Source organism: Streptomyces thermospinosisporus, from assembly GCF_039526425.1.
In the GTDB taxonomy this organism is placed as follows: domain Bacteria; phylum Actinomycetota; class Actinomycetes; order Streptomycetales; family Streptomycetaceae; genus Streptomyces; species Streptomyces thermocarboxydovorans.
The window spans coordinates 12,498-37,481 of sequence record NZ_BAAAIZ010000067.1 but is presented as its reverse complement, the minus strand read 5'-3'; the positions used below and the strand labels follow the sequence as shown (position 1 = coordinate 37,481).

The 24,984-nt window shown below is 71.2% G+C and carries 16 protein-coding genes and 1 pseudogene; 4 read left to right on the top strand and 13 right to left on the bottom strand.

Features of this window, described 5'->3' with window-relative positions; all coding sequences use genetic code 11:
- Positions 1–256: 256 nt before the first annotated feature.
- The 3 genes from ABD207_RS21525 to ABD207_RS21515 all read right to left on the bottom strand — a co-directional run bounded on the left by ABD207_RS21525 (position 257) and on the right by ABD207_RS21515 (position 2,570).
- Positions 257–1,165, bottom strand: coding sequence for an ADP-ribosylglycohydrolase family protein (locus ABD207_RS21525; RefSeq protein WP_344014728.1), 909 nt, complete (start codon positions 1,163–1,165; stop codon positions 257–259).
- 12 nt (positions 1,166–1,177) lie between these two features.
- Positions 1,178–1,849, bottom strand: a complete 672-nt coding sequence (locus ABD207_RS21520; protein WP_344014727.1) for a histidine phosphatase family protein — start codon at positions 1,847–1,849, stop codon at positions 1,178–1,180.
- A 115-nt stretch (positions 1,850–1,964) separates the two neighbouring features.
- Positions 1,965–2,570: a YdbC family protein gene (locus tag ABD207_RS21515; protein WP_344014726.1), complete on the bottom strand. Its 606-nt coding sequence runs from the start codon at positions 2,568–2,570 to the stop codon at positions 1,965–1,967.
- A gap of 157 nt (positions 2,571–2,727) precedes the next feature.
- Between ABD207_RS21515 and ABD207_RS21510 the strand changes: the two genes are divergently transcribed.
- Positions 2,728–3,261: a TerD family protein gene (locus ABD207_RS21510; RefSeq protein WP_344014725.1), complete on the top strand. Its 534-nt coding sequence runs from the start codon at positions 2,728–2,730 to the stop codon at positions 3,259–3,261.
- Positions 3,262–3,415: 154 nt separating this feature from the next.
- On the opposite strand, the gene ABD207_RS21505 is transcribed toward ABD207_RS21510, so the two are convergent.
- Both ABD207_RS21505 and nrdR read right to left on the bottom strand, forming a co-directional pair.
- Positions 3,416–6,298, bottom strand: coding sequence for a vitamin B12-dependent ribonucleotide reductase (locus ABD207_RS21505; RefSeq protein WP_344014724.1), 2,883 nt, complete (start codon positions 6,296–6,298; stop codon positions 3,416–3,418).
- A gap of 165 nt (positions 6,299–6,463) precedes the next feature.
- A complete protein-coding gene (nrdR, locus tag ABD207_RS21500) occupies positions 6,464–7,021 on the bottom strand; it encodes a transcriptional regulator NrdR (protein WP_344014723.1) in 558 nt (185 codons plus the stop codon).
- 550 nt (positions 7,022–7,571) lie between these two features.
- Here nrdR and lexA point away from each other — a divergent pair.
- The gene (lexA, locus tag ABD207_RS21495) at positions 7,572–8,348 is read left to right on the top strand and encodes a transcriptional repressor LexA (RefSeq protein ID WP_344014722.1); all 777 of its coding nucleotides are present in this window, start codon (positions 7,572–7,574) and stop codon (positions 8,346–8,348) included.
- Between the two features lie 177 nt (positions 8,349–8,525).
- On the opposite strand, the gene ABD207_RS21490 is transcribed toward lexA, so the two are convergent.
- The 3 genes from ABD207_RS21490 to ABD207_RS21480 all read right to left on the bottom strand — a co-directional run bounded on the left by ABD207_RS21490 (position 8,526) and on the right by ABD207_RS21480 (position 13,497).
- Entirely contained in the window at positions 8,526–10,517 is a 1,992-nt protein-coding gene (locus tag ABD207_RS21490; RefSeq protein WP_344014721.1) for an ATP-dependent DNA helicase, read from the bottom strand.
- Positions 10,518–10,767: 250 nt separating this feature from the next.
- Positions 10,768–11,388, bottom strand: coding sequence for a GNAT family N-acetyltransferase (locus ABD207_RS21485; RefSeq protein WP_344014720.1), 621 nt, complete (start codon positions 11,386–11,388; stop codon positions 10,768–10,770).
- A 108-nt stretch (positions 11,389–11,496) separates the two neighbouring features.
- On the bottom strand, positions 11,497–13,497 hold the full coding sequence (locus ABD207_RS21480; protein WP_425580785.1) for an IucA/IucC family protein: 2,001 nt from the start codon (positions 13,495–13,497) through the stop codon (positions 11,497–11,499).
- Between the two features lie 576 nt (positions 13,498–14,073).
- On the opposite strand from ABD207_RS21480, the gene ABD207_RS21475 reads away from it, so the two are divergent.
- Together ABD207_RS21475 and ABD207_RS21470 are read left to right on the top strand one after the other, a co-directional pair.
- Positions 14,074–15,297, top strand: coding sequence for a trypsin-like serine peptidase (locus tag ABD207_RS21475; protein ID WP_344014719.1), 1,224 nt, complete (start codon positions 14,074–14,076; stop codon positions 15,295–15,297).
- A gap of 152 nt (positions 15,298–15,449) precedes the next feature.
- The gene (locus ABD207_RS21470) at positions 15,450–16,658 is read left to right on the top strand and encodes a trypsin-like serine peptidase (RefSeq protein WP_344014718.1); all 1,209 of its coding nucleotides are present in this window, start codon (positions 15,450–15,452) and stop codon (positions 16,656–16,658) included.
- A 168-nt stretch (positions 16,659–16,826) separates the two neighbouring features.
- Here ABD207_RS21470 and hflX read toward each other — a convergent pair whose 3' ends face one another.
- The 5 genes and pseudogenes from hflX to ABD207_RS21445 all read right to left on the bottom strand — a co-directional run bounded on the left by hflX (position 16,827) and on the right by ABD207_RS21445 (position 24,928).
- Positions 16,827–18,320, bottom strand: a complete 1,494-nt coding sequence (gene hflX / locus ABD207_RS21465) for a GTPase HflX (protein WP_344014717.1) — start codon at positions 18,318–18,320, stop codon at positions 16,827–16,829.
- 412 nt (positions 18,321–18,732) lie between these two features.
- Positions 18,733–20,309: pseudogene (locus ABD207_RS21460) on the bottom strand (M1 family metallopeptidase).
- Positions 20,310–20,518: 209 nt separating this feature from the next.
- On the bottom strand, positions 20,519–22,828 hold the full coding sequence (locus tag ABD207_RS21455) for a RelA/SpoT family protein (protein WP_344014716.1): 2,310 nt from the start codon (positions 22,826–22,828) through the stop codon (positions 20,519–20,521).
- Between the two features lie 597 nt (positions 22,829–23,425).
- The gene (gene dapF / locus ABD207_RS21450; RefSeq protein WP_344014714.1) at positions 23,426–24,295 is read right to left on the bottom strand and encodes a diaminopimelate epimerase; all 870 of its coding nucleotides are present in this window, start codon (positions 24,293–24,295) and stop codon (positions 23,426–23,428) included.
- 129 nt (positions 24,296–24,424) lie between these two features.
- Positions 24,425–24,928 (bottom strand): hypothetical protein, encoded by a 504-nt coding sequence (locus ABD207_RS21445; protein ID WP_344014792.1) that lies wholly within the window; start codon positions 24,926–24,928, stop codon positions 24,425–24,427.
- Between the last annotated feature and the right edge of the window lie 56 nt (positions 24,929–24,984).

Sequence of the window (24,984 nt, the reverse complement as noted above, 5' to 3'; positions counted from 1 at the left end):
CCGAGCGGACCGGCAGGACTGGCAAGACCGCGAGGACCGGCAGCAAAAGCAGGACGACGAGCAGTACACCCATGTCCGCACCCCCGTACTTCTCGATGACCCGACCTGATTCGTGAGCGCCCGTGCGGCTCGGCCGGCCGAGCACATCGAGACCCCCACCCACTGAGAGCCCACGGCTCACACAGCGGTTGTCCTCACAACGAGCGGCCGGTCACGCAGAGTTCCCAGGATGCACGGAGAGTGTCGAAGAAAGTGCTCACACCGAGGTCGGCACCCAGTCCGGCAGTGGCTCGACCCGGTCAATCCATTCGGCGGGCGGCGCTCCCGCCTTGCCGGCGGCGATCACTCCGCCCACGATGGCGCACGTCGTGTCGATGTCCCCGCCCGCCTGTGCGGTCGTCCAGAACCCCTGCTCGTAGTCGCCCAGGGCGCGCGCGGCCGACCACAGGGCGAACGGCACGGTGTCATGGGCCGACGTGCGGCGGCCGCAGCCGAGCACGGCGGCCACCGTCGCCGGGTCGCCGTAGTCGAGCATGTCCTTGGCGCGGCGCAGCCCCGCACCGACCGCGCTCCTCCGGGGCACCAGGTCGATCACGCCGTCGAGCAGGGCCTCCGCGCCGGGCGGGCCGCCGGGGGCGGCGGCGAGAGCGGCCGCCGCAGCGACGGCCATGGCGCCGACCACGGCCTCGCGGTGCTGATGGGTGGGGTAGGCGGAGATCTCGGCCTGGTGGGTGGCCTGCTCGGGATCGTCGGCGTACCAGGCGCCCAGCGGGGCGATGCGCATGGCGGCGCCGTTGCCCCAGGAGCCCTGGCCCTTGAACAGCGCGGCGGCGAGCTCACGCCAGTCGCCGCCCTCGCGGATCTGGCCCAGCAGGCGGGTCACGGCGGGGCCGTAGCCCCGGTCGAAGTCGTGGTGCTCGGCGAAGGACCGCGCGAGGGCGTCCTGGTCGATCCGGTGGTGGTCGACGAGGACGGCGACCACGGAGCAGGCCATCTCCGTGTCGTCGGTCCACTGCCACGGGCCGGGGGGCAGCTCGCGGCGCCTGAGCAGCGGGTAGTTCACCGGCACGAAGAACTGGGAGCCCAGCGCGTCCCCCACCGACAGTCCGCGCAGGCTGGCGAGGGCGCGCTCCAGGCGCCCGGCAGGAGAGGAGTCAGCGGTCATCGCCCTGCCACTCTATCCAGTGATCCCGTCCATCCACTGATCTCTCACAGGCTCGCGCCACCGTTCGAAAGGTTTATCAAGGGTGTACTTGCCGTTCTCCCCCAGAACGAGCATCCGTATCTCGGCGTTCCCGGGGTTGGACAGGGACTCGAACTCCGCCACGGTCCAGTGGAACCACCGCATGCAGAACAGCCGCATGGCCAGGCCGTGGGTCACGAGGAGCACGTTGGGCGGGTGATCGGGGGCCTCGAAGCTGCGGAACAGGCTCTCCAGGAAGTTGCCGACCCGGTCGTAGACGTCGGCTCCGGACTCGCCCTGGGCGAAGCGGTAGAAGAAGTGGCCATAGGCGTCCCGGTAGGCCTTCTGCAGGCGCACGTCCTCGCGGTCCTGCCAGTTACCCCAGTCCTGCTCGCGCAGCCGGGGCTCCTCACGGACGCGTATGAGCTCCGGGTCGAGCCGGAAAGCGTGCAGCGTCTGAAGGGTGCGGCGGTAGGGGGAGACGTACACGCTGACGCGTTCCCGGCCGAAGAGCTCGCGCAGCCGCTTGCCCGTCTCCTCCGCCTGCTGCCAGCCGCGCTCGGTGAGGGCCAGCGCGTGATCGGGTTCGCGCTCGTACACGGAGTCATCAACATTGCCCGTTGATTCGCCGTGCCGGACAAGGACGATGCGCCGTGGTCGTGCCATGCCAAAACCCTAGTCGCAGGCGACCGGGTGCTCACGGCGGGCATCCGGCGGCCCCGTGCTCAGACCGTCCAGCCGCGCCCGCGCTCAGACCGTCCAGGCCGGTTCCATGTCCACCTCACACCGTCCAGGCCTGTTCCATGTCCACGATGTCCCCGGTGAGGGCCGCGACATCGGCCTCGGTCTGGGCCCGCAGAGCGAGGCGTTCCACCCGCTCGGTGCGGTACTTGCCGTGCTCGGCGGCGGAGCGCCACATGGACAGCACCAGGTACTCGTGCCCGGGCGCCTCGCCGAAGAGGCCGCGGACCATGCCCGGCGAGCCGGCCATCGCCGGGTTCCACACCTTCTCCTGCATGAGGACGAAGTGTTCCGCCCGCTCCTCGTGCACCCGGCACAGCGCCACCCGCAGCAGGTCGGCGTCGGTGAATCGGGGCTCGAATCCGGTCTTCACGTCGAAGCGGTACTCGAAGAGTCTGACCTGCGCGTTCTTGAAGGTGCCCGACTGGGCCGCGGCGAGGCGGTCGTGGGAGCGCGCCATGAACGAGTCGTAGAAGGCGCGGCTCTCCCAGAAGGAGAATATGTGCGCCACATCCGGCCGGCGGCGGCTCCAGCCACCGCCCTGCGCGCGAAACCCCGGCTCCCCCAGAAGCCCCGCCCACTTTCGCTGTCCCCGTTCAAAACCGCGGCGGTCCACCACGGTGCAGCGAATCCACTTGACCAGCACCGCGCCATCGTAAGGCCACGGAGCGTGGCGCCGGTCCGGCTCGTCGTCACCGCTTACCGCCAGAAGATCCCTCGTGCGTGGCAGGATGGACAAACCTCCGGGAGGCAAAGGCAGTTGGGGAGAGCTGGCCGGACGGTCACGGGAAAGGGGAAGTCTGGTGAACGGCCTCAGCAAGGGCATCCGCAAGGTCGAGATCGCGCTGCGGTGGGATCCGAGCCCGCCGGGGGAACCGCCCACGGATCTGGACCTTGTGGCCGCGCCCTATCTGGCGAGCGATCCGCATGGTGATCCCGCCTATGTGGTGCACTTCGACAGCCGCTCCCCCGACGGCACGATCACCCTCAACCGGGACAGCACCGACGGCAAGGGCTTCGGCTACGACGAGGTCTTGACGGTGGAGCTGGACCGGCTGGCCGAGCGGTACGGACGCGTGGTGGTCGGCGTGGTCATCCAGCAGCATCCCACGCCGCGGACGTTCTCCGGTGTGGCCGACCCCGGGCTGCGCATCCGGGAGGGGTACGACGTCCTGGCCGAGGACGACTTCGGCGGCGTGCAGGGCGCCACGGCGGCGACGGTGGCGGAGTTCGTCCGTGAGGGAACCGGCCCGTGGGAGTTCCGGCCCGGCGTCCAGGGCTTCGACGGGGACCCGGCCGACTTCGCCCGCACGATGGGCGCGACCCGCCGCTCCTGAGCCGGGCAGGCCGGGCCCGCCGCATGGCCCCGTCCAGGGAACGGCACGCGTCCCGCGACAGCACGAGTGAGGGGCGCCGACCCGGTGGTCGGCGCCCCTCAGTCATTCAGGACTCATCCAGCACCCTGGGCAGAGCCCGGAGCCGTGCCCGGCGTCAGCTGCAGCCGCTGGTCGAGCCGCAGCCCTCGCAGATGTAGCAGGAACCGGCGCGCTGCATCTTCGTGCCGCAGGAGAAGCACAGCGGGGCGTCGGCCTGGATGCCCAGCTGCATCTCCACCAGCTCGGCGCTGGTGTGCGCCTGCTGCGGGGCAGGCTTGGCCGCCTCGGTCCCGGACTTCGGCGTGTTGACCGCCTTCATTTCCTGGGCGCGCGGCGCCGACTGGGCCAGGCCCTCGACGTCGACCTCGTCCTCGGCCGGCTCGTAGGAGCCGGTCTCCAGGTGACGCTGGCGCTCCTCGGCCGAGTGGATGCCGAGCGCGGAGCGCGTCTCGAAGGGCAGGAAGTCCAGCGCCAGGCGGCGGAAGATGTAGTCGACGATCGACTGCGCCATCCGCACGTCCGGGTCGTCGGTCATACCGGCCGGCTCGAAGCGCATGTTGGTGAACTTCGAGACGTACGTCTCCAGCGGCACGCCGTACTGCAGGCCGACCGAGACGGCGATGGAGAAGGCGTCCATCATGCCCGCGAGGGTCGAGCCCTGCTTGGACATCTTCAGGAACACCTCGCCCAGACCGTCGTCCGGGTAGGAGTTGGCGGTCATGTAGCCCTCGGCGCCGCCGACCGTGAAGGAGGTCGTGATGCCGGGCCGGCCCTTGGGGAGGCGACGGCGGACCGGGCGGTACTCGACGACCTTCTCGACCTTGGCCTCGGAGGACTCCTGGGCCTTCTCCTCCTTGGCCTCCTTCTTCTTGGCGGAGAGCGGCTGGCCGACCTTGCAGTTGTCGCGGTAGATGGCGAGCGCCTTGACGCCCATCTTCCAGGCCTTGAAGTAGATCTCCTCGACCTCCTCGACGGTCGCCGACTCTGGCATGTTGACCGTCTTGGAGATGGCGCCGGAGATCCACGGCTGGATCGCGGCCATCATGCGGACGTGGCCCATCGGGGAGATGGCGCGCTCGCCCATGGCGCAGTCGAACACCTCGTAGTGCTCGTGCTTGAGGCCGGGGGCGTCGATCACATTGCCGTGCTCGGCGATGTGGGCGACGATCGCCTCGATCTGCTCCTCCTGGTAGCCCAGGCGGCGCAGGGCCTGCGGGACGGTGCCGTTGACGATCTGCATCGAGCCGCCGCCGACCAGCTTCTTGAACTTGACCAGCGCGAGGTCGGGCTCGACACCGGTGGTGTCGCAGCCCATCGCCAGGCCGATGGTGCCGGTGGGGGCGAGCACGGACGCCTGGGAGTTGCGGAAGCCGTTCTTCTCGCCGAGGCGGAGCACGTCCTGCCAGGCCTCGGTGGCGGCGGCCCAGACGGGGGTGTCCAGGTCGTCCATGCGGACGGCCTTGTCGTTGGCGTCGGCGTGCTGCTTCATGACGCGCTTGTGGGCGTCCGCGTTGCGGGCGTAGCCGTCGTAGGGGCCGACCACCGCGGCCAGCTCGGCGGAGCGCCGGTAGGCGGTGCCCGTCATCAGGGAGGTGATGGCACCGGCGAGGGCGCGGCCGCCGTCGGAGTCGTAGGCGTGGCCGGTGGCCATCAGCAGGGCGCCGAGGTTGGCGTAGCCGATGCCGAGCTGGCGGAAGGCGCGGGTGTTCTCGCCGATCTTCTCGGTCGGGAAGTCGGCGAAGCAGATGGAGATGTCCATCGCGGTGATGACCAGCTCGACGACCTTCTGGAAGCGCTCGATGTCGAACGACTGGTTGCCCTTGCCGTCGTCCTTGAGGAACTTCATCAGGTTCAGCGAGGCCAGGTTGCAGGACGTGTTGTCCAGGTGCATGTACTCGCTGCACGGGTTCGACGCGGTGATCCGGCCGGACTCGGGGCAGGTGTGCCAGTTGTTGATGGTGTCGTCGTACTGGATGCCGGGGTCGGCGCAGGCCCAGGCTGCCTCGGCGATCTTGCGGAAGAGCGCCCTGGCGTCGACCTCCTCGATGACCTCGCCGGTCATCCGGGCGCGCAGCCCGAACTTTCCGCCCGTCTCCACGGCCTTCATGAACTCGTCGTTCACACGGACCGAGTTGTTGGCGTTCTGGTACTGGACGGAGGTGATGTCCTCGCCGCCCAGGTCCATGTCGAAGCCCGCGTCGCGCAGGACGCGGATCTTCTCCTCCTCCTTGACCTTGGTCTCGATGAAGTCCTCGATGTCCGGGTGGTCCACGTCGAGGACGACCATCTTGGCGGCACGGCGGGTGGCGCCGCCGGACTTGATGGTGCCGGCGGAGGCGTCGGCGCCGCGCATGAAGGAGACCGGGCCGGAGGCGTTGCCGCCGGAGGAGAGCAGCTCCTTGGAGGAGCGGATGCGGGAGAGGTTCAGGCCGGCGCCGGAACCGCCCTTGAAGATCATCCCCTCTTCCTTGTACCAGTCGAGGATCGACTCCATGGAGTCGTCGACGGACAGGATGAAGCAGGCGGAGACCTGCTGGGGCTGGGACGTGCCGACGTTGAACCAGACGGGGCTGTTGAAGCTGAAGATCTGGTGCAGGAGGGCGTAGGCCAGCTCGTGCTCGAAGATCTCGGCGTCGGCGGGCGAGGCGAAGTACTTGTGGTCCTCGCCGGCCTTCCGGTACGTCTTCACGATGCGGTCGATCAGCTGCTTCAGGCTGGTCTCGCGCTGCGGGGTGCCGACGGCACCACGGAAGTACTTGCTGGTGACGATGTTGACCGCGTTCACCGACCAGAAGTCGGGGAACTCGACGCCGCGCTGCTCGAAGTTGACCGAGCCGTCGCGCCAGTTGGTCATCACGACGTCACGGCGCTCCCAGGCCACCTCGTCGTAGGGGTGGACTCCCGGAGTGGTGTGGATGCGCTCCACACGCAGCCCCTTGCCCGCCTTGTTGCCCTTGGCTCGGGAACTCCGTGCCGGACCGCTCGCCGTCTCTGTCATGCCGCCTCCCTGTACGGGCGAAAACGCCCTGAAGTGCCCCGTTGTTCCCGTGGCACGGTGTTCTGTCCTGATGTCGCGGGCACCCACGCGCACTGCCCGCGACTGGTCTTCTCTCGCCGCCGCCCGGCCGGTCCCCTTAAACCGGTCCCGGGCGGTCCTCGCCGGTCAGCCGGCGGTGTGGGCGGGTTCGGGGACCTGCGCCGCCTCCGCGGACCCGCTGTCGTCTCCCTGGCTCCCCGTACCGGCTCCCGCGCCGCCCTCGTCGTCCACGGCGGCTTGCTCCGCCCGCCTGAGTTCCGCGATCGCGGCCTCGAAGTCCTCGAGCGAGTCGAACGCCCGGTAGACCGAGGCAAAGCGCAGATAGGCCACGAGGTCGAGCTCCTGCAGCGGGCCGAGTATGGCCAGTCCCACGTCATGGGTGGTCAGCTCGGCGCTTCCGGTGGCCCGCACCGCCTCCTCGACGCGCTGGCCGAGCTGGGCGAGCGCGTCCTCGGTGACCGGCCGGCCCTGACACGCCTTGCGCACACCATTGATGATCTTGGTGCGGCTGAAAGGTTCCGTGACTCCGGACCGCTTGACCACCATGAGCGAGCACGTCTCCACGGTCGTGAAACGACGGGAGCAGTCAGGGCACTGGCGGCGCCGGCGGATCGACGTGCCGTCGTCGGTCGTCCGGCTGTCCACGACCCGGCTGTCGGGGTGCCTGCAGAAGGGGCAGTGCATGGACTCCAACCCTCCTCACAGCAGACTCAATAGCCTCGCCGGGCCACTCGGGCCCCACGAAGCAGCTCCAGCATAGGCGATCTCGACGGGCGCGGAGACCCGGGGGACCACAACTTCTGGGCCGCTGCGACAATCCAACCACTAGATGTGGGGATTGGCTCATACATACACGCCGTGCACGCGTGTCGCCCGTCGCCACGGGAGGGGAAGCCCACGGGCGTCCGGCCGGCCCTCCGCGCGCGGGCGTTTGAGGAGATGGCGTGCATGCCCGAAGAAGGGGACGTGCGGCTCCGGGAGAGAAAAGCGGGCCGCTCCCCGCACCGCCTCGGCCGTGATGGCAGACTGGGGCCACCACCGAGGCCGCCGCCCCGGCGGTGAAGCGTACAACAACCGAATGGCCTGTTTGTCGGGCAGTAAACCCGGTCGCCAATACACCGCAGCACAAGATCACGAAAGCCAATTCGCGATTTTTCACTCGAACGTGTGTTTGGCGCAACCTTTCGAAAGCAACTACCGTTGTGCTGCAGGGAGACCATCGAGAGGGGCCGACGTGACCACCACCGCAGACAGTGCCGCCATCACTGCCCAGGACCGCTCCCAGGGCCGACTCGAGCCGGTGCACGCCATGAACGAAGCCAACCCCGAGGCGCACAAGCGCTCCCTGCCGGGCCGACCTCCCGGCATCCGGGCGGACAGCTCCGGACTCACCGACCGCCAGCGCCGGGTGATCGAGGTCATCCGGGACTCGGTGCAGCGCCGCGGTTACCCGCCGTCGATGCGCGAGATCGGTCAGGCGGTGGGTCTCTCCAGCACTTCCTCGGTTGCGCACCAGCTGATGGCACTGGAGCGCAAGGGCTTCCTGCGCCGCGACCCGCACCGCCCCCGCGCCTACGAGGTCCGCGGCTCCGACCAGGCCGCCTCCGTCCAGCCCGCGGACACCACCGGCAAGCCGGCCGCCTCCTACGTGCCGCTGGTCGGCCGTATCGCCGCCGGTGGGCCGATCCTCGCCGAGGAGTCCGTCGAGGACGTCTTCCCGCTCCCGCGCCAGCTCGTGGGCGACGGTGAGCTGTTCGTCCTCAAGGTCGTCGGTGACTCCATGATCGAGGCCGCGATCTGCGACGGCGACTGGGTCACGGTCCGCCGCCAGCCGGTCGCCGAGAACGGCGACATCGTGGCCGCGATGCTCGACGGCGAGGCCACCGTCAAGCGCTTCAAGCGCGAGGACGGCCATGTCTGGCTCCTCCCGCACAACTCGGCCTACGATCCCATCCCCGGCGACGACGCGACCATTCTCGGCAAGGTGGTGGCCGTCCTGCGCCGCGTCTGAGCACGGGCCGCGGGGCTGGCCGCCCCGCCCAGTGACCGGACCCCGGAACCCCTGCGCCGGTTCCGGGGTCCCGCGCTGTCCGGGGTCCACCCGCGCAAGCGGACCCCGGTGACAGACGGTGAGCGATCGCGGGGTACCCTGCCGCGGGCGCGGCAGGGTACCCCGCGATCCCTGCACCTACGCCTGGGCCGCGGCCTCGGTCTCCGCCTGCTTGGCCGCCGCGTCGATCGCGGCCAGCGACTTCCGCACCTGATTACGGTCCGTGGTGTACCAGAAGTCGGGCAGTGACGCCTTGAGGTAGGTGCCGTAGCGGGCCGTCGCCAGCCGCGGGTCCAGTACGGCCACGACCCCCCGGTCGCCCGAGGCCCGCACGAGACGGCCCGCGCCCTGCGCCATCAGCAGCGCCGCATGCGTGGCGGCGACCGCCATGAACCCGTTGCCGCCGGCCTCCTCCACGGCCTTCTGGCGGGCGCTCATCAGCGGGTCGTCCGGACGCGGGAACGGGATCTTGTCCATGACGACCAGCTGGCAGCTGGGCCCTGGGACGTCGACGCCCTGCCAGAGCGACAGCGTGCCGAACAGGCACGTCCTGGGATCGGCGGCGAAGTTCTTGATCAGCTCGCCGAGCGTCTCCTCGCCCTGCAGCAGGATCGGGAACTCGGGGATCCGTGTGCGCAGCTCCTCGGCCGCGAGCTGGGCCGCGCGCATCGAGGAGAACAGACCGAGCGTGCGGCCGCCCGCCGCCTGGATCAGCTCGGTGAGCTCGTCCAGCATGTCGCCGCGGTCGCCGTCGCGGGCGGGCCGGGCCAGATGCTTGGCGACATAGAGGATGCCCTGCCGGGGATAGTCGAACGGCGAGCCGACGTCGACGCCCTTCCACTTCGGCAGGTCCTCGTCCTCGGCACCCTCGGGTCCCAGACCCAGCGAAGCGCCCACGCCGTTGAAGTCGCCGCCCAGCTTCAGCGTCGCCGACGTCAGCACGACCGACCGGTCGGCGAACAGCTTCTCCCGCAGCAGACCGGAGACCGACAGCGGGGCGACCCGCAGGGACGCGCCGAACCGGTCGTGCCGCTCGTACCAGACCACGTCCCATTCGGAACCGTTGGTGATCCGCTCCGCCACGTCGTGCACGGTCTCCACGGAGGCCAGCGCCTGCTTGCGGACCGCGTCCTCGTCCTGCACGGACTTGTCGCGGGTGGCGCCGATCGCCGAGATCACCGTCCGGCAGGCGTCGCGCAGCGCCATCAGCGCATAGCCCAGATCCTCCGGGATCTCCTCCAGGCGGCCGGGGAGCGCCAGCTCCATCAGCCGCTCGAAGCCCTCGGCCGCGGTCTGGAGCTGGTCGGCGGCCTTCTCGTTGACGAGCTTCGCGGCACGCCGCACCGCACGGTTGACCTGGCCGGGCGTGAGCTCGCCGGTGGCGACCCCGGTGACCCGGGAGACCAGCTCATGGGCCTCGTCGACGATCAGCACCTCGTGCTGCGGAAGCACCGGCGCACCTTCGATGGCGTCGATGGCGAGCAGCGCGTGGTTGGTGACGACCACATCGGCCAGCTTGGCGCGCTCGCGGGCCATCTCGGCGAAACACTCGGCGCCGTAGGCGCACTTGGTGGCGCCCAGGCACTCCCGCGAGGACACGGACACCTGCACCCAGGCGCGGTCGGACACGCCCGGTGTGAGGTTGTCCCGGTCGCCGGTCTCCGTCTCGTCCGCCCAGTCGCGCAGGCGCAGCAGGTCCTGGCCGAGCTTGCTGGTGGGGGCGGCCGCCTCGAACTGGTCGAAGAGCCCCTCCTCCTCGTCCTGCGGCATGCCCTCGTGCAGCCGGTGCAGACAAAGGTAGTTGGACCGGCCCTTGAGCATCGCGAACTCGGGGCGCCGGCGGAGCAGCGGATGGAGGGCCTGCACCGTGCGCGGCAGGTCGCGCTCCACCAGCTGGCGTTGGAGCGCGAGGGTGGCCGTCGCCACGACGACCCGCTCCCCGTGTGCGAGCGCGGGCACCAGGTAGCCCAGCGACTTACCGGTGCCAGTGCCGGCCTGGACCAGCAGATGGGAGCCGTCGTCGATCGCCTCGGCGACGGCCTCGGCCATGGCCACCTGGCCGGGGCGCTCCGTACCGCCGACGGCAGTGACGGCAGCATGCAGGAGTTCGGGGAGTGAGGGCTTTGTCATAGCGCGACCACCCTACGTCCCGGCACTGACAATCGGGCGATCACGGCGAGACAGGGGGCGGCGATCACGAGCGGGCTCCTCGGGCGGGGGTAGGGGTGCGGGGTGCGGCATGCCGTGGGTGGGGTGCAGCGGGCCATGGGCGGGGCTGCCGTGACCAAGGGGTCGTGGCGGGACGGAAATTTCCTCTGAGAAGGGTGGAACCGATCCGGCGGCTGCGGTGTACCACATGTGAAAGCGCGGTGACACAGCGCTACAGCCGATGACGCAGAGACCGGTCCCGGACCATCAGGGCCGCCCGCTTGTCGGGCAGCTCGACCTCTGCGGAGAACCGGAAGCCAGCGGAAAGGAAGGCGGCGATGGAAGGGATGTTGCGCAGGTCGGGTTCCGCCAGTACGCGCATGCAGTCGGGTCTGCGGTCGAGGATCAGGCCGGCCACGGCCCTGATGAGCACACCGCCCAGGTGCCGCCCCCGGTCCCGTGCGGGACCGATCAGCAGGTGCATGCCCATGTCGTGCGGCAGCACGGCGCAGTGGCGGGCCAGCGGATCGAGGTCCGCCCGGTAGATCTCCCAGTAGCTCATCGGCTCACCGTTGAGCGTGCCGAGGCACGGCATGCTGCGTCCGTCGCCGCCGAGTTGAGCCCGCAGATGGCCGGCGGTGACGGACGGAGGCCCGGCCAGCTCCCAGAAGGCGGAGACAGCGGGGTCGTTCATCCAGCCCGACAGCAGCGGCACGTCGCGGTCGAGACGGACGGGGGCGAGGCGGAAGCTGCCCACGGAGGTACGCACCGGGCCCCAGTCGCCGACGTCGTCGAGCAGCCCACCGCTGCGGGCGTCGGGGCCGCCGTCGGCGGTCGCATCCGGGAGAGCCACGAGGACGCTCCTTCCGAGAGGTGGAAGAGCCGGGAGGTTGAGAGCCAAGAGGTGAAGGAACGCCAAAAGAGGCGGCGGAACAGCCAAGAGGCCATGGAACAGAGCAGATCAGGATCGAAGGGGATTGGCGATGGTGACATAGACGGACTGGGTGTCGACCGGGCCGATCAGCTCGTCGAGGCCGTACAGCCGGGTCAGCAGGTTGGCCTTGCAGCGCAGTACCGGTGAGTCGAGCAGTCTCCCGGGCAGGGTGCTGCGTGTCCGGTCGGGACCGCGGGAGACCTCCTCGAGGTACCGGCGGAAGGTGGCGAGCAGCAGGCGTTCGTCGGCGAGGCTCTGGGAGCCGAACGCACCGATGAGGCCGAAGACGTTGTTGATGGCGAGGTAGTAGGTGAACCGCTCGTCCGTGACGTCGTCGGAGACGAAGGTGTCGCTCTCCTCGCCGATACCGGGCAGCCGGGCGTCGAGTTCGGGGCGCCGGGAGGCACGGAAGTAGTAGCCCTGGTTGTCGCGGTACCGGCACCCTGCGGGCCAGCCGTCCGCGTCCAGCAGAACCAGGGTGTTCTGCTGATGCGCCTCCAGAGCGATGCCGGCCTCCCCGTCCAGCCACAGCACGGGCAGCACCACCTGGTGCAGATAGCGAAGAAACCATTGGACGGCGACGACCGGACGAGGCCTGCCGGTGCGGCTGGCGAGGCGGGTGACGAGTCCGGCCAGCCTCGACGACATGCCGTGAGCGGGCGCCTCGGCGTCACGGCAGGTGCCGGCGGCCGTGGCTGCGCCGGAGCCCGGCCCGGCGCAGGGGCGGGGTGAGAGAAGCCCGGCCACGCAGGCCACGTCGTCCTCGGGCCGGAACGGGTTGTGCCGGATCACGACGTCGAGCCCGGGCACGGGTTCGCCGTCCGGGGTGTCCACGGCGAGCCAGGCGGGGTCACGAACGACGTCGAAGCCGGGGTGCGCTGCTTGCCACTGCTGGGCGAGGCCGGTGCGCAGCAGGCGGTGGACCTCGACGCCGCGGTGGAGTTCCTTGCGGAGGTTCTCCCTGCGGGAGTTGGTGATGCGCAGACCGAGCGAGAGCTTCAGCATCGCCGGGGCGCCGGTGCGGTGGACGGTGCGTACGGAGGAGGTGGGGTGCCAGGGGCTGCCGTGGCTGCCGAGCGGGCGCAGCAGCCCGGCATCCAGCAGCGCTGTGAGTTCGGGGCGCTGCTGGAGCTCGCGCAACTGCCAGGGATGCACGGGGAGGGCCGTGCAGCCGTCCGGCAGGGGGAGCCCGGGGCCGGCAAGACGCTCGGTGAGACGGGCCGCGGGGACTCGGCGTCCGCGTTCGGTCCAGGCGGAGTCGGAGACGAGAACGGAGGGGGCGATGGCCACCCAGTGCAGGGGGAAGGCACCGCGCAACTCGGGTGAGTACGGCGCTGCTTCGGCGTCCGAGAGGCCCTCGCGGCTCTTCGGGGCCGGATGGAGCGGGTGCCCGAGGACGAGCGCCTGTTCCGCAGTGAGGAAGAGGTCGGGACCGTCGTCGGGGTGGTTACGGCGGTTGGTGATGAAGGTGGCGGTGCGGCGCACGGAATCGGCGACGCGGGCCACGAGGCCGATGCCGTCGTCGGTGATGCGGTGTCCCGTCGCGGCACCGGCACGATCGTCGCCCTGCATCTGGGGGCGGCCGGTCGCGTTGACGGCCTCCCTGCTGAGCAGGGCGGCGACCAGAGTGGCGTCGGCAGGCGGTGCGTTGTGCGGGGCATGGGCCAGGCGGGGGTGGCCGAAGCGGTGCCATCCGGTCGGGGACCAGTACAGGACAGGGACGAGCAGGGCCGTGCCGCTGGCCGGCAGGGGGATGTGCAGCGTGGACCCGTCGGGGGCGGGCAGGCCTGCTTCGCGGACCCAGCAGCGCAGCAGGTTCTCCACGCCCGCGGCCTCGGCCGCACGGTACGCATCGGGGTGCGCCAGGGGGTCCGGCGCCGGGTCCCGGTACCCAGCGGCGTCCAGGGGCGCGCTCGCCCGGTGCGGCAGCACAGCGTTCGCGGAGCGGGCCGCGCCGTGCGTGTCGCCCGGGCCGGAGTTTCTCGCCCGGAGTGAAGTGCGGTCGTGCGGGGCAGGGATGGGGTGCAAGGCGGCTCCTCGTGGGGTCGGTCGGCCAGGTGCCGGCGCGGTTTTGGGGCGTTCTATGGCCGTCGTCGCTGCTTCCGGGCGACCGGGCGGAGTACCGCCCCGGACGAGCAGCCGCCGGTCGTTACTCGGTGGGACGGTCCCGGGCGCCGGCCGCCCGTCACCTCGGGCACGGGCTACGGCCATGGGGCGGAGCAGGGCTGCGGCACGAGCGGGCGGTCTGCTCGGAGTCGGGCGGACGCGGCTTCCCCGGCATCCCCCAACCCCGGGCTCACCTCTGTGGATTCCGCCATCGCTCTCCGCCCTCCGCCTGTCCCGGGCCGGCCACAGCTGGGGGCTCCGTGCACGGACAGCGGTCCCCCCACCGCTACCAACCGGTGATGGTCGAGCCGGTTACGGGTTGCCTCAAGATCCGTGCCGTGACGGAACCGTTGCCGTTCCGTCGGAAGTCCCCCACAGCGACCGCATAGTGTGTGGTGCCGTTCCAAGGCCGCGAGCCGGTCCGGACTCCATATGCGGGGGCGGGGGCGGCAGCGCGGTCGAAGCACCACGTTCGTCCACTTCAGGGGGATTCACACCATGCGACTCTCACGGCCGTCTTCCATTACGCGCAGAGGGGGCAGGCCGCGCCGCAGAACCTCCCCCGTCCTGGCCGCGGTCGCGCTGGCCTCGGCTCTCGCGCTCACCGTCACGGGGTGTGAGTCGGGTGACGAGAAGGCGGCGGGCGGCGAAGCCTCCGCGACGGCCACGTCCGACGACGACAAGCTCCAGATCCCGGACGACATCAGAGACCGGCTCAAGGAGCACGGGATCGACATCGACAAGTGGAAGGACGGGGCCTGGAAGGACTGGAGCAAGGACGACTGGCTGCGCGAGGCCAACGACTTCATCAACCCGATCATCGAGGGCCTGTGGGACCCGGACCGCATGCGGGACGCGGAGGAGCCGGAGCAGGAGGTCGACGAGAGCGACATCTCCGGTGATCAGGGCGTGACGGACCCGACTCCAAAGCCGGTGCAGGCGAAGGCCGTGCCGCCGGAGTACCACGCCAACGCGCCCACGGCCGGGAAGGTGTTCTTCGACTCCCCCGAGGGCACGATGGTCTGCTCCGCGACGGTCGTGAAGGACCCGGCAAACCCGGGCAAGTCCAACCTGGTGTGGACGGCCGGCCACTGCGTGCACGCGGGCAAGAAGGGCGGCTGGTACCGCAACATCGCGTTCGTTCCGTCGTACAACGACGCCGGCCGGTCGGCGAAGGAGCTGGAGGGCGCCACCAAGGAGGAGGTCGCTCCGTACGGCGTCTGGTGGGGCGACTGGGCGCAGACCTCGGACCAGTGGATCGAGCAGGGCGGCGCGACCGGCGGTGACGGCGCCTCGTACGACTACGCCGTCATTCATGTGACGCCGGAGAAGGGCGGCAACGGCAAGTCGCTGGAGGAGACGGTCGGGTCGGCGCTGCCGGTGAACTTCGACGCTCCGGCGGTGCCCAACATCAAGAGCATGACCGCGATCGGGTACCCGGCCGCGCCTCCGTACGACGGGCAGACGCTGTACCAGTGCCAGGACAAGCCGGGCCGACTGTCGATCAACGTGTCCGACCCGACGATGTACCGCATCGGGTGCAGCATGACGGCCGGTTCCTCCGGTGGCGGCTGGATCGCCACGGGTGCGGACGGCAAGCCGGCGCTGGTGTCCAACACCTCCATCGGCCCGGTCACCTCGGGCTGGCTGGCCGGCCCGAGGCTCGGCAAGGAGGCCAAGGGCATCTACCAGGCGGTCAGCGACAAGTTCGCCGGTCAGTGACCGGCACTCCCCTTCCGCTCGCCGCCCGGCGGGCGGAAGGGGTCCGCGGTGGCTCCGGTCACCGCGTCCGCCGCTCGCATCCATGAGGCTCGGCGCGGCGGGTCAATTCCCGTGCAGTAAAGACATTCCGCTTCAACGGGGGTCATCACAGCATGCGTTCCATACGTACGTCCGCTCCGCGCAGGCGTGGGCGTCGCGGCGTCGTCGCCGCCACCGGACTCGTCGCCGCCCTGGCGCTCACCGCGACCGCGTGCGGCGGTTCCGGTGAGGACAAGGCGAGCGGCAAGCCCGAGGCCACCACCTCCCAGGCCGCCGACAACGACACCGGCGAGGTCCGCATCCCGTCCGACATCGCCGACCGGCTCAAGGAGCACGGCGTCGATGTGGACAAGTGGAAGGAGGGCGGCTGGAAGGACTGGGACAAGGACAAGTGGCTCCGTGAGGCGAAGGACTTCGTCAACCCGGTGATCGAGGGCCTGTGGAAGCCGGAGCGGATGATGTCCGCGAAGGAGGCCGACAAGCGGATCACCACCAAGGACGCCTCCGCCGACCAGGGCGTGAGCGATCCGGAGCCGGCGCCGGTCACCGCGCAGGCCGAGAAGACCCCGTACCACCGCAACGCCGCCCCGGTGGGCAAGGTGTTCTTCGACTCCCCGGAGGGCCCGAGCGTCTGCTCCGGCACCGTCATCAAGGACGTGAACCACCCGGGCAAGTCGAACCTGGTGTGGACCGCGGGCCACTGTGTGCACGCCGGCGGCAACGGCGGCTGGTACCGCAACCTGGTCTTCGTCCCGGCCTACAACGACTACGGCAAGTCCGAGGCCGACCTCAGCAACGCGAACCCCACGGAGATCGCCCCGTACGGCAACTGGTGGGCGGACTGGGCCGCGACCTCCAACGGCTGGATCAAGGGCGGCTCGGAGACGGGCGGTGCGGGTGCGGCGTACGACTACGCGGTGCTGCATGTGAAGCCGGAGCAGGGCAGCAAGTCCCTGGAGGAGACGGTCGGCGCGGCGCTGGACGTGGACTTCTCCGCTCCGTCCGCGGCCGAGGCGGGCAAGATGGGTGCCTGGGGCTACCCGGCCGCTCCGCCCTACAACGGTCTGAAGATGTTCAAGTGCCTGGACACGCCCGGCCGTCTCTCGCTCAGCTCGAGCCTGCCGACGATGTACCGCATCGGCTGCACCATGACGGGCGGCTCCTCCGGTGGCGGCTGGTTCCGGGTGCTGAACGGCAAGACGGTGCTGGTGTCCAACACCTCCATCGGCCCGACGGACAACACCTGGCTGGCCGGTCCGCAGCTGGGCCGGGACGCCGAGGCGCTGTACCAGAGCATGAGCAAGAACTACGGCGGTCAGTGACCCCGGCGCGCGACGGCGCGGCCCGTACCACCCGGGCATGGTGAGGGCCCGCCCCCTGCCGGAGCAAGGGGCGGGCCTTCGCGCTGGTTCGGACGGCGGATCAGCCGACCGTGGCGCCGAGGCACACGGAGCCGGATGAGCCGGCCGTTACCGGAACGTCCGGCCGGGTCAGCCGGCCGTCGCCGGGACGTACGGGGCGAGCTCCGACGCGAGTTCCTCGTGCACCCGGACCTTCAGCAGGGTGCCCTCCGCGGTGTGCTCCTCGGAGACCACCTCGCCCTCGTCATGGGCGCGCGCCACGAGCTTGCCGTGGGTGTACGGCACAAGCGCCTCGATCTCCACGGCGGGGCGGGGCAGCTCGCTGTCGATCAGCGCCCGCAGCTCCGCGATGCCCTGGCCGGTGCGCGCGGAGACCGCGATGGAGCGCTTCTCCACCCGCAGCAGCCGCTGCAGGGTGAGCGGGTCGGCCGCGTCCGCCTTGTTGATCACGACGATCTCCGGCACGTCGGTGGCGCCGACGTCCCTGATCACCTCGCGCACGGCGGCCAGCTGCTCCTCCGGGTTCGGATGGGAACCGTCCACCACGTGCAGGATCAGGTCGGCGTCGGCGACCTCCTCCATGGTGGAGCGGAACGCCTCGACCAGGTGGTGCGGCAGGTGCCGCACAAAACCGACCGTGTCGGCCAGCGTGTAGAGCCGGCCGCTCGGGGTCTCGGCCCGGCGCACGGTCGGGTCGAGGGTCGCGAACAGCGCGTTCTCGACCAGCACGCCCGCGCCGGTGAGGCGGTTGAGCAGCGAGGACTTTCCGGCGTTGGTGTAGCCCGCGATGGCGACGGACGGCACCTTGTTGCGCCGGCGCGTCTGACGCTGGATGTCGCGGCCGGTCTTCATCTCCGCGATCTCCCGGCGCATCTTCGCCATCTTCTCGCGGATCCGGCGACGGTCCGTCTCGATCTTGGTCTCACCGGGGCCACGGGTGGCGAGGCCGCCGCCCTTGCCGCCGCCCATCTGCCGGGACAGCGACTGACCCCAGCCGCGCAGCCGCGGCAGCATGTACTGCATCTGCGCCAGGGAGACCTGCGCCTTGCCCTCTCGGGACTTGGCGTGCTGGGCGAAGATGTCGAGGATCAGGGCCGTGCGGTCGATGACCTTGACCTTGACGACGTCCTCGAGGTGGATGAGCTGGCCAGGGCTGAGCTCACCGTCGCAGATGACGGTGTCCGCGCCCGTCTCGAGGACGATGTCGCGCAGCTCCTCGGCCTTGCCGGAGCCGATGTAGGTGGCCGCGTCGGGCTTGTCGCGGCGCTGGATCACGCCGTCGAGCACGAGGGCGCCCGCCGTCTCCGCGAGGGCGGCCAGCTCCGCGAGGGAGTTCTCCGCGTCCTGCACGGTTCCCGAGGTCCAGACGCCGACGAGCACCACCCGCTCCAGGCGGAGCTGCCGGTACTCGACCTCGGTGACGTCCTCGAGCTCGGTGGAGAGGCCCGCGACGCGGCGCAGCGCCGCACGGTCGGCGCGGTCGAGCTGATCGCCGTCGCGCTCTCCGTCGATCTCGAAGCTCCAGGCGACGTCCTCTTCCATCAGGGCATCGGCCCGAAGGCCCTCGGGGTAGGTCTGCGCGAAGCGCTTGGTGTCCTGGGAAGGGGAAGAAGAGGAGGTCATTGGGTCCTTACGTCGATGGGAAACCGTTGGCGACGGACTGGAGCTTCGGGCACCTGAGCGGTACGCCGGAGCCGGTCGGCGACCGGATCCGTCACTGTCCACAACGCGGGAGTGCCCCTCGGGATTCCCGGGAGCCCCCTGTCGCGGGGACCTGACGATGGTCGCACGGTACGACCCGTCTCGTCACCGTCTTATTTCCCGTGCCGGGCCGGACCCAACCCGGTCGCTACGTCCGGGCACCCAAGTATCACGAGGCGTGTCCCGTCATGCGCGGACCGCCCCGCACGGTCGCGGCGCTGCGGCACGAGCGAAGCGCTGCGTCACCGTGCGAAGCGCTGCGTCACCGTGCGGAGCGGTCCGCCGATGGGCGGGCGATCCGTAAAGACGCCGGCGCCCCCAGTGGGGCGGGCCGTCACCCGTTGCCGTGATGCCGCGCGCCCGCGGGTGCGCCGGTCGGGGTGGACTTCGCCGAGCGCTTGGTGGGCTTCCAGTCCGGGTGGCCGGGCATGGGCGGGGTCTTGGCGCCGTAGAGCCAGCCGTCCATGAACGTGGTCAGGTCGCGCCCGGCGACCTCGGAGGCGAGCCGCACGAAGTCCGCGGTCGAGGCGTTGCCGTCCCGGTGCCGGGTGACCCAGCGGCGCTCCAGCTCCTCGAAGGCGGTGCGGCCGATCTCCTGGCGCAGGGCGTAGAGGACGACCGCGGCGCCGCCGTAGACGTTCGGCCGGAAGATGCTGATCTTCTGGCCGGGCTTCGGGCCCTTGGGGGCGGCGGGCGGTCCCCCGGCGGCCCGCCAGCTGTCGCTGGCCTCGTAGGCGGCCTTCATCCGGGTGGTGAGGGACTTGCCCGCCTTCTCCTGGGCGTACAGGGCCTCGTACCAGGTGGCGTGGCCCTCGTTGAGCCACAGGTCCGACCAGGTGCGCGGGCTGACGCTGTTGCCGAACCACTGGTGGGCCAGCTCATGCACCATGATCGACTCCACGTACCACTTGGGGTAGGCGGGGTCGGTCAGAAGTTCCCGCTCGAAGAGGGACAGGGTCTGGGTCTCGAGCTGGAAGCCGGTGCTGGCGTCGGACACCAGCAGGCCGTAGGTCTCGAAGGGGTAGCGGCCGACCTTGGCCTCCATCCAGGAGATCTGCTCCGGGGTCTTGGCCAGCCACGGTTCGAGCTCGGCTCGGTGCTTGGTGGGCACGACGTCGCGCAGCGGAAGCCCATGCGGGCCGGTGCCGTGCAGCACGGTGGAGCGCCCGATGGACACCTGGGCGAGCTCGGTGGCCATGGGGTGAGCGGTCCGGTACGTCCACGTGGTCGTCTTCCGGGTGCGCTCGACGTCGGCCCGCATGCCGTTGGCGACGACCGTGTGCCCCTGCGGCGCGGTGACGCGGAAGGTGAACATCGCCTTGTCGGAGGGGTGGTCGTTGGACGGGAAGACCAGGTGGGCGGCGTCGGCCTGGTTGGCCATCGCGAGGCCGTCCGTGGTGCGCACCCAGCCGCCGTCGCGGCCCTCGGCGGGCACCGGGTTGCTGGTGTGGCGCACGGTGATGCGGGTCCACTCGCCCTCGGTCAGCGCCTCCTTCGGTGTGACCACGAGGTCCTCGCCGGCCTTGGTGAAGGACGCTGCAGTGCCGTCGACCTCGACGGAGCGGACGGTGCCGTGGGCGAAGTCGAGGTTGATCCGCTCCAGGTCGGCGGTGGTCCGGGCGTCGATCGTGGTGACCGCCTGGAGCGGCTTGTTGTTGGTGCCGGGTAGCTCAGGGTGACGTCGTAGGACGCCACGTCGTAGCCGGGGTTTCCCAGGTGCGGGAAGAGGCGGTCGCCGATGCCGAGGGGTACGGCGGGGGCGGTCGCGGCGACGAGGCAGACGGAGACGGCCGAGGCCAGCAGTGCCGTGGCGGCCCGGCCGCGGCGGGTGCGCAGCAGCGGGACGGCCGGCGTGGGACGCGTGCGGGAGGCCCGGCTGGGGGCGGCTTGGCTGTGGGGAGTGAGCAGCATGGCCCCACGGCTATCAACGCGCCTGCGCCCCACGGCGACGACGCGCTCCCGGCCCACCCGATCGGGTAATCGAATCAACGGCCGGGTGCGCCGAGTGCCGCCGCCGGACTGTGCCGAACGGGCGAGCCCGGTCTCCGGAGCGAGCACGGTATCCCGAGCGAGCACGGTATCCGGAGCGGGCCCCTATCCGGAGCGGGGCCGGGTTGCGGTCAGCGGGCCGTGGTCTGCGGCTGCGCGCGGCTCACGTCGTACACGCCGGGCACCTCGCGCATGGCGCGCATCAGCGCGGGCAGCCGGGCGGCGTCCGCCAGGTGCACGGTGTAGGTGTGGCGTACCTGCTGCTGGGCCGGCGGTTCCACCGTCGCGGAGACGATCTCGGCGCCCTCGGCGGCCATCGCCTCGGTGAGGTCGGCGAGCAGATGGGGCCGGACGAACGATTCCGCGACCAGGGTGACCCGGCACTCGGCGCCCTCGCCCCAGCGCACGCCGACCTCCGCGCGCCCGGCGCTCTTCATGCGCGCCACCGCCGCGCACTCCACCCGGTGCACGGCCACCGCGCCCCCGCGCACGACGAACCCGGTCACCTCGTCCGGCGGTACGGGAGTGCAGCACCCGGCCAGGCGCACGGGGGTGCCGGGCCGGTCCACCAGCACCTGAGCCGCGGCGGAGCGATCGCCCGCGGCGCGGTCGCCTGCGGCCCGGTCTCCGGCGGGACGCCCGGCGGACTTGCCGGAGCCGCCGCGGCCGGGGCCGGGGCGTCGAGAGTCGCGTCCGGAGCCGGTACGTCCGGAGCCGTGCTCGGCCGGGCTCGGTCCCGGGGTCTCCTCGCCGGGGCGCGGCGGCGCGGGCTTCTCGGCCTTCTCGTCCTCGCTCGCCGCCGCCTCGTCCCGGTCGGGGTGGGCGGCAAGCCAGCGCTGGATGGCGATGCGGGCCACGGGGGTGTGCGCGTGCTCAAGCCACTCTCGCGACGGCTCGGAGGCGGGGTCCTGGCCCATGAGGAGCTGAACGGTGTCGCCGTCCTTCAGCACGGTGCTGAGGGTCGCCAGCCGACCGTTCACCCGGGCCCCGATGCAGGCGTGCGCGTCCTCGCCGTAGAGGGCGTACGCGGCGTCCACGCAGGTCGCGCCGTCGGGCAGGCCCAGGGTGCCGCCGTCGGGGCGGAAGACGGTGATCTCGCGGTCCTGGGCGAGGTCCTCGCGCAGGGTGGACCAGAAGGTGTCCGGGTCGGGCGCGGCCCGCTGCCACTCCAGGAGCCGGTTGAGCCATCCGGGACGGGTCGGGTCGGCACGCTCCCCGTCGCTCGCGGACTGCTCCTCCGGCGGTGCGGCGTAGGGGTTGCCGAGGGCGACGACGCCGGCTTCGGCGACCTTGTGCATCTGGTGGGTGCGGATGAGGACCTCGACGACCTGACCGTCCTCGCGTGCCACCGCGGTGTGCAGCGACTGGTACAGGTTGAACTTCGGTACGGCGATGAAGTCCTTGAACTCGGAGACGACGGGCGTCATACAGGTGTGCAGTTCGCCCAGCACGCCGTAGCAGTCGGCGTCCTCGTTCACCAGGACCAGCAGGCGCCCGAAGTCGGCGCCGCGCAGCCGGCCGCGTTTGCGGGACACACGGTGCACGGAGACGAAGTGGCGTGGCCGGATGAGGACTTCGGCGGCGATGTCGGCCTCGCGCAGCACCTTGCGCACCTCCTCGGCGACCTCGGCGAGCGGATCGTCCGCGCGGGCCGCGTTGCGGACGATCAGCTCCCGGGTGTGCTCGTACTCCTCGGGGTGCAGGATCGCGAAGACCAGGTCCTCGAGTTCCGTCTTGAGCGCCTGGACGCCGAGGCGTTCGGCGAGCGGGATCAGTACGTCTCGGGTCACCTTGGCGATGCGCTGCTGCTTCTCGGGGCGCATCACGCCGAGGGTGCGCATGTTGTGCAGCCGGTCGGCGAGTTTGATCGACATCACGCGGACGTCGTTGCCGGTGGCCACGAGCATCTTGCGGAAGGTCTCGGGTTCGGCTGCGGCGCCGTAGTCGACCCTCTCCAGCTTGGTGACGCCGTCGACGAGGTAGCGGACCTCCTCGCCGAACTGCTCACCGACCTGATCGAGCGTCACATCGGTGTCCTCCACGGTGTCGTGGAGCAGAGAGGCCGTCAAGGTCGTGGTCTCCGCGCCGAGTTCGGCGAGGATCAGGGTAACGGCCAGGGGGTGCGTGATGTACGGCTCGCCGCTCTTGCGCATCTGCCCGCGGTGCGACGACTCGGCCAAGAGGTAGGCGCGGCGCAGGGGTTCGAGGTCGGCATCGGGGTGGTGGGCGCGGTGGGCCTCGACGACATGGCTGATGGCGTCGGGCAGCCGGTCGCGGGTGGTCCCGCCGCCGAGCAGCGCGGCACGGCCCAGCCGCCGCAGGTCCAGACGGGGACGGGCCTTCCTCCGGGTCCCGGCAGGTGTGACATGACCTGACGTCACCGGGCCTGCGGCGGCGGCGTTCAGGGCGGGCGGGAGGGGATGCTCGGTCTCCGCGTTCATGGGCACCTCCGGCTGGTCGACCGGCGGACGGGCGCCCCAGGGCGGACTCGGGCTGAGGGAACGGTGTTTGTCCCCCGTCCGGGCCGGTGCTTGATGCTACCGAGCCGAACCCGCGCGGCTGACCGCCTCTCGGAGAGCGTGAAACGGATCACCCATTCGAGCGACGACCGGATCGGGCCAGGGCGTCACCGGCCGGCGGTGGTCATTACGGCGATTGGCCGCCCGGGGGCCTCGGCTCGGCATCCGCCGACGCCCGCTCGGGGCGCCTCGGCTCGGCACCCGCCGACGCGACGCGAACCCGCCGCGCTTGGACCAGTGCGATCCCGCCATGCTCGACCCGATACGGCCCCGCCGCGCTCGATGGGGTGCGGCCTCGCCGTGCTCGGTGCGGCCCCGTCGCGCCCCGCATGGTTCCGCCGTTCGGGCCGCCGCCGCACGCCGCACGGTCCCGCCACTGGGCACGCCACGCGGTTCCGCCACTCGGCCAGCCGCCGCACGCAGCTCGGCCCGCCGCGCCGTCCGGCACGCGGCGCGCCGCACGCGGGACCCCCGAGGGTCAGCCCCTACGGCCAAGCGCAGTAGCGCGGCCCGCCGCGCCTACCTCCCCGCGATCTCCAGCCACTCCGCGTCGATCTCGCCCTCGGCGACGATCACGGCCGGGCCCGTCATCTCGATCTCGCCATCGGGGCGTTCGGTGATCACCAGCGTGCCGCCCGGGACGTCCACGGTGTATGTGGCGGGGGTGCCGGTGACGGCCGGGTCGACGCCGTCGCGGCGGGCGGTGGCCACGGCGACCGCGCAGGCGCCCGTGCCGCAGGAGCGGGTCTCCCCGGCGCCGCGCTCATGGACGCGCAGCGCGACATGGCCGGGGCCGCGGTCCACGACGAACTCCACGTTGACCCCGTCCGGGTAGGCGGAGGCGGGGCTGAACGACGGAGGCGCGAGCAGGTCGCCCGCGTGGGCCAGGTCCGCCACGAAGGCCACGGCGTGCGGGTTGCCCATGTTGACATTACGGGCGGGCCAGCTGCGCTCGCCGACGCTGACCGTGACCTCGCCCTCGGGCAGCCGTGCCTTGCCCATGCCGACGGTGATGTCCCCGTCCTTGGCGATGTGCACGGTCTTGACGCCTCCGCGGGTGGCGACCGCGAGGTCCCCCTCGGCCACGTGCCCGGCGCGCTGGAGGTAGCGCGCGAACACGCGCACGCCGTTGCCGCACATCTCCGCGACGGAGCCGTCGCCGTTGCGGTAGTCCATGAACCACTCGGCCTGGTCCGCCATGCCCCGGGCCTCGGGATGCGCAGCGGACCGCACCACGTGCAGCAGCCCGTCGCCGCCGATGCCGGCGCGGCGGTCGCACAGGGCGGCCACGGCGGCGGGAGGCAGGTCGACGGTGTTGTCGGGGTCCGGGACGATCACGAAGTCGTTCTCGGTGCCGTGCCCCTTGAGGAAGGCGATCCGCGTGCTCATTCCTCGATCGTACGGGTTCGCCGCGACGGCCGGCCGGTGGCCCGTGCCCGGTGCTCCTCGCGGCCGGCGGCTCGTGCTCGCCACTCCTCGCGGCCGGGCCCCGTGAGCGGGCGGCCGTGAGCGGGCGGGTCAGCGGAGCCGGGCGACCCGCCAGACGGCCAGGGCGACCACGGCGGCGACCATCACGGCGTAGAGGGCCACCACGCGCCAGTCGGCCCGGCGCCCGGAGCCGCGGGCCGGCAGGCCGGGCCAGGTGTAGCCGACCCTGCGGGCGGCCATCATGCCCCAGCCGGCCGCGCAGGAGCAGATCAGCAGGCCCAGCATGGCGATGACCGCTCCGCTGTCGCCGAAGTCGAAGGCGAGCGGGAAGGCGAACATCAGGGAGCCGCCGGCGGCCAGCCCCACGATGGGGGCGAGCTGCCACAGGCGCAGGCGCCGCTGCGGGCGCAGCTCGACCTCGACCTCGTCGCCGCCCGCGAACACCTCGTCGGGCTCGGGGCCGTCATCGGTCACCCCGCCCTGCGTCTCCTCGGGTCCGTCAGGGCTGAGACGGTCGTTCTCCTGCTCCGGCGCACCTCGCTCGGTGGTGAGGTGTTCGGTGCTTTGTGCGGTGTCGCGAGGGCCGGCCTCCATCGCCACGCGCCCTCCCAACTAGGACTCCACTTGGTCGATCGAAGCTCGATGATGGC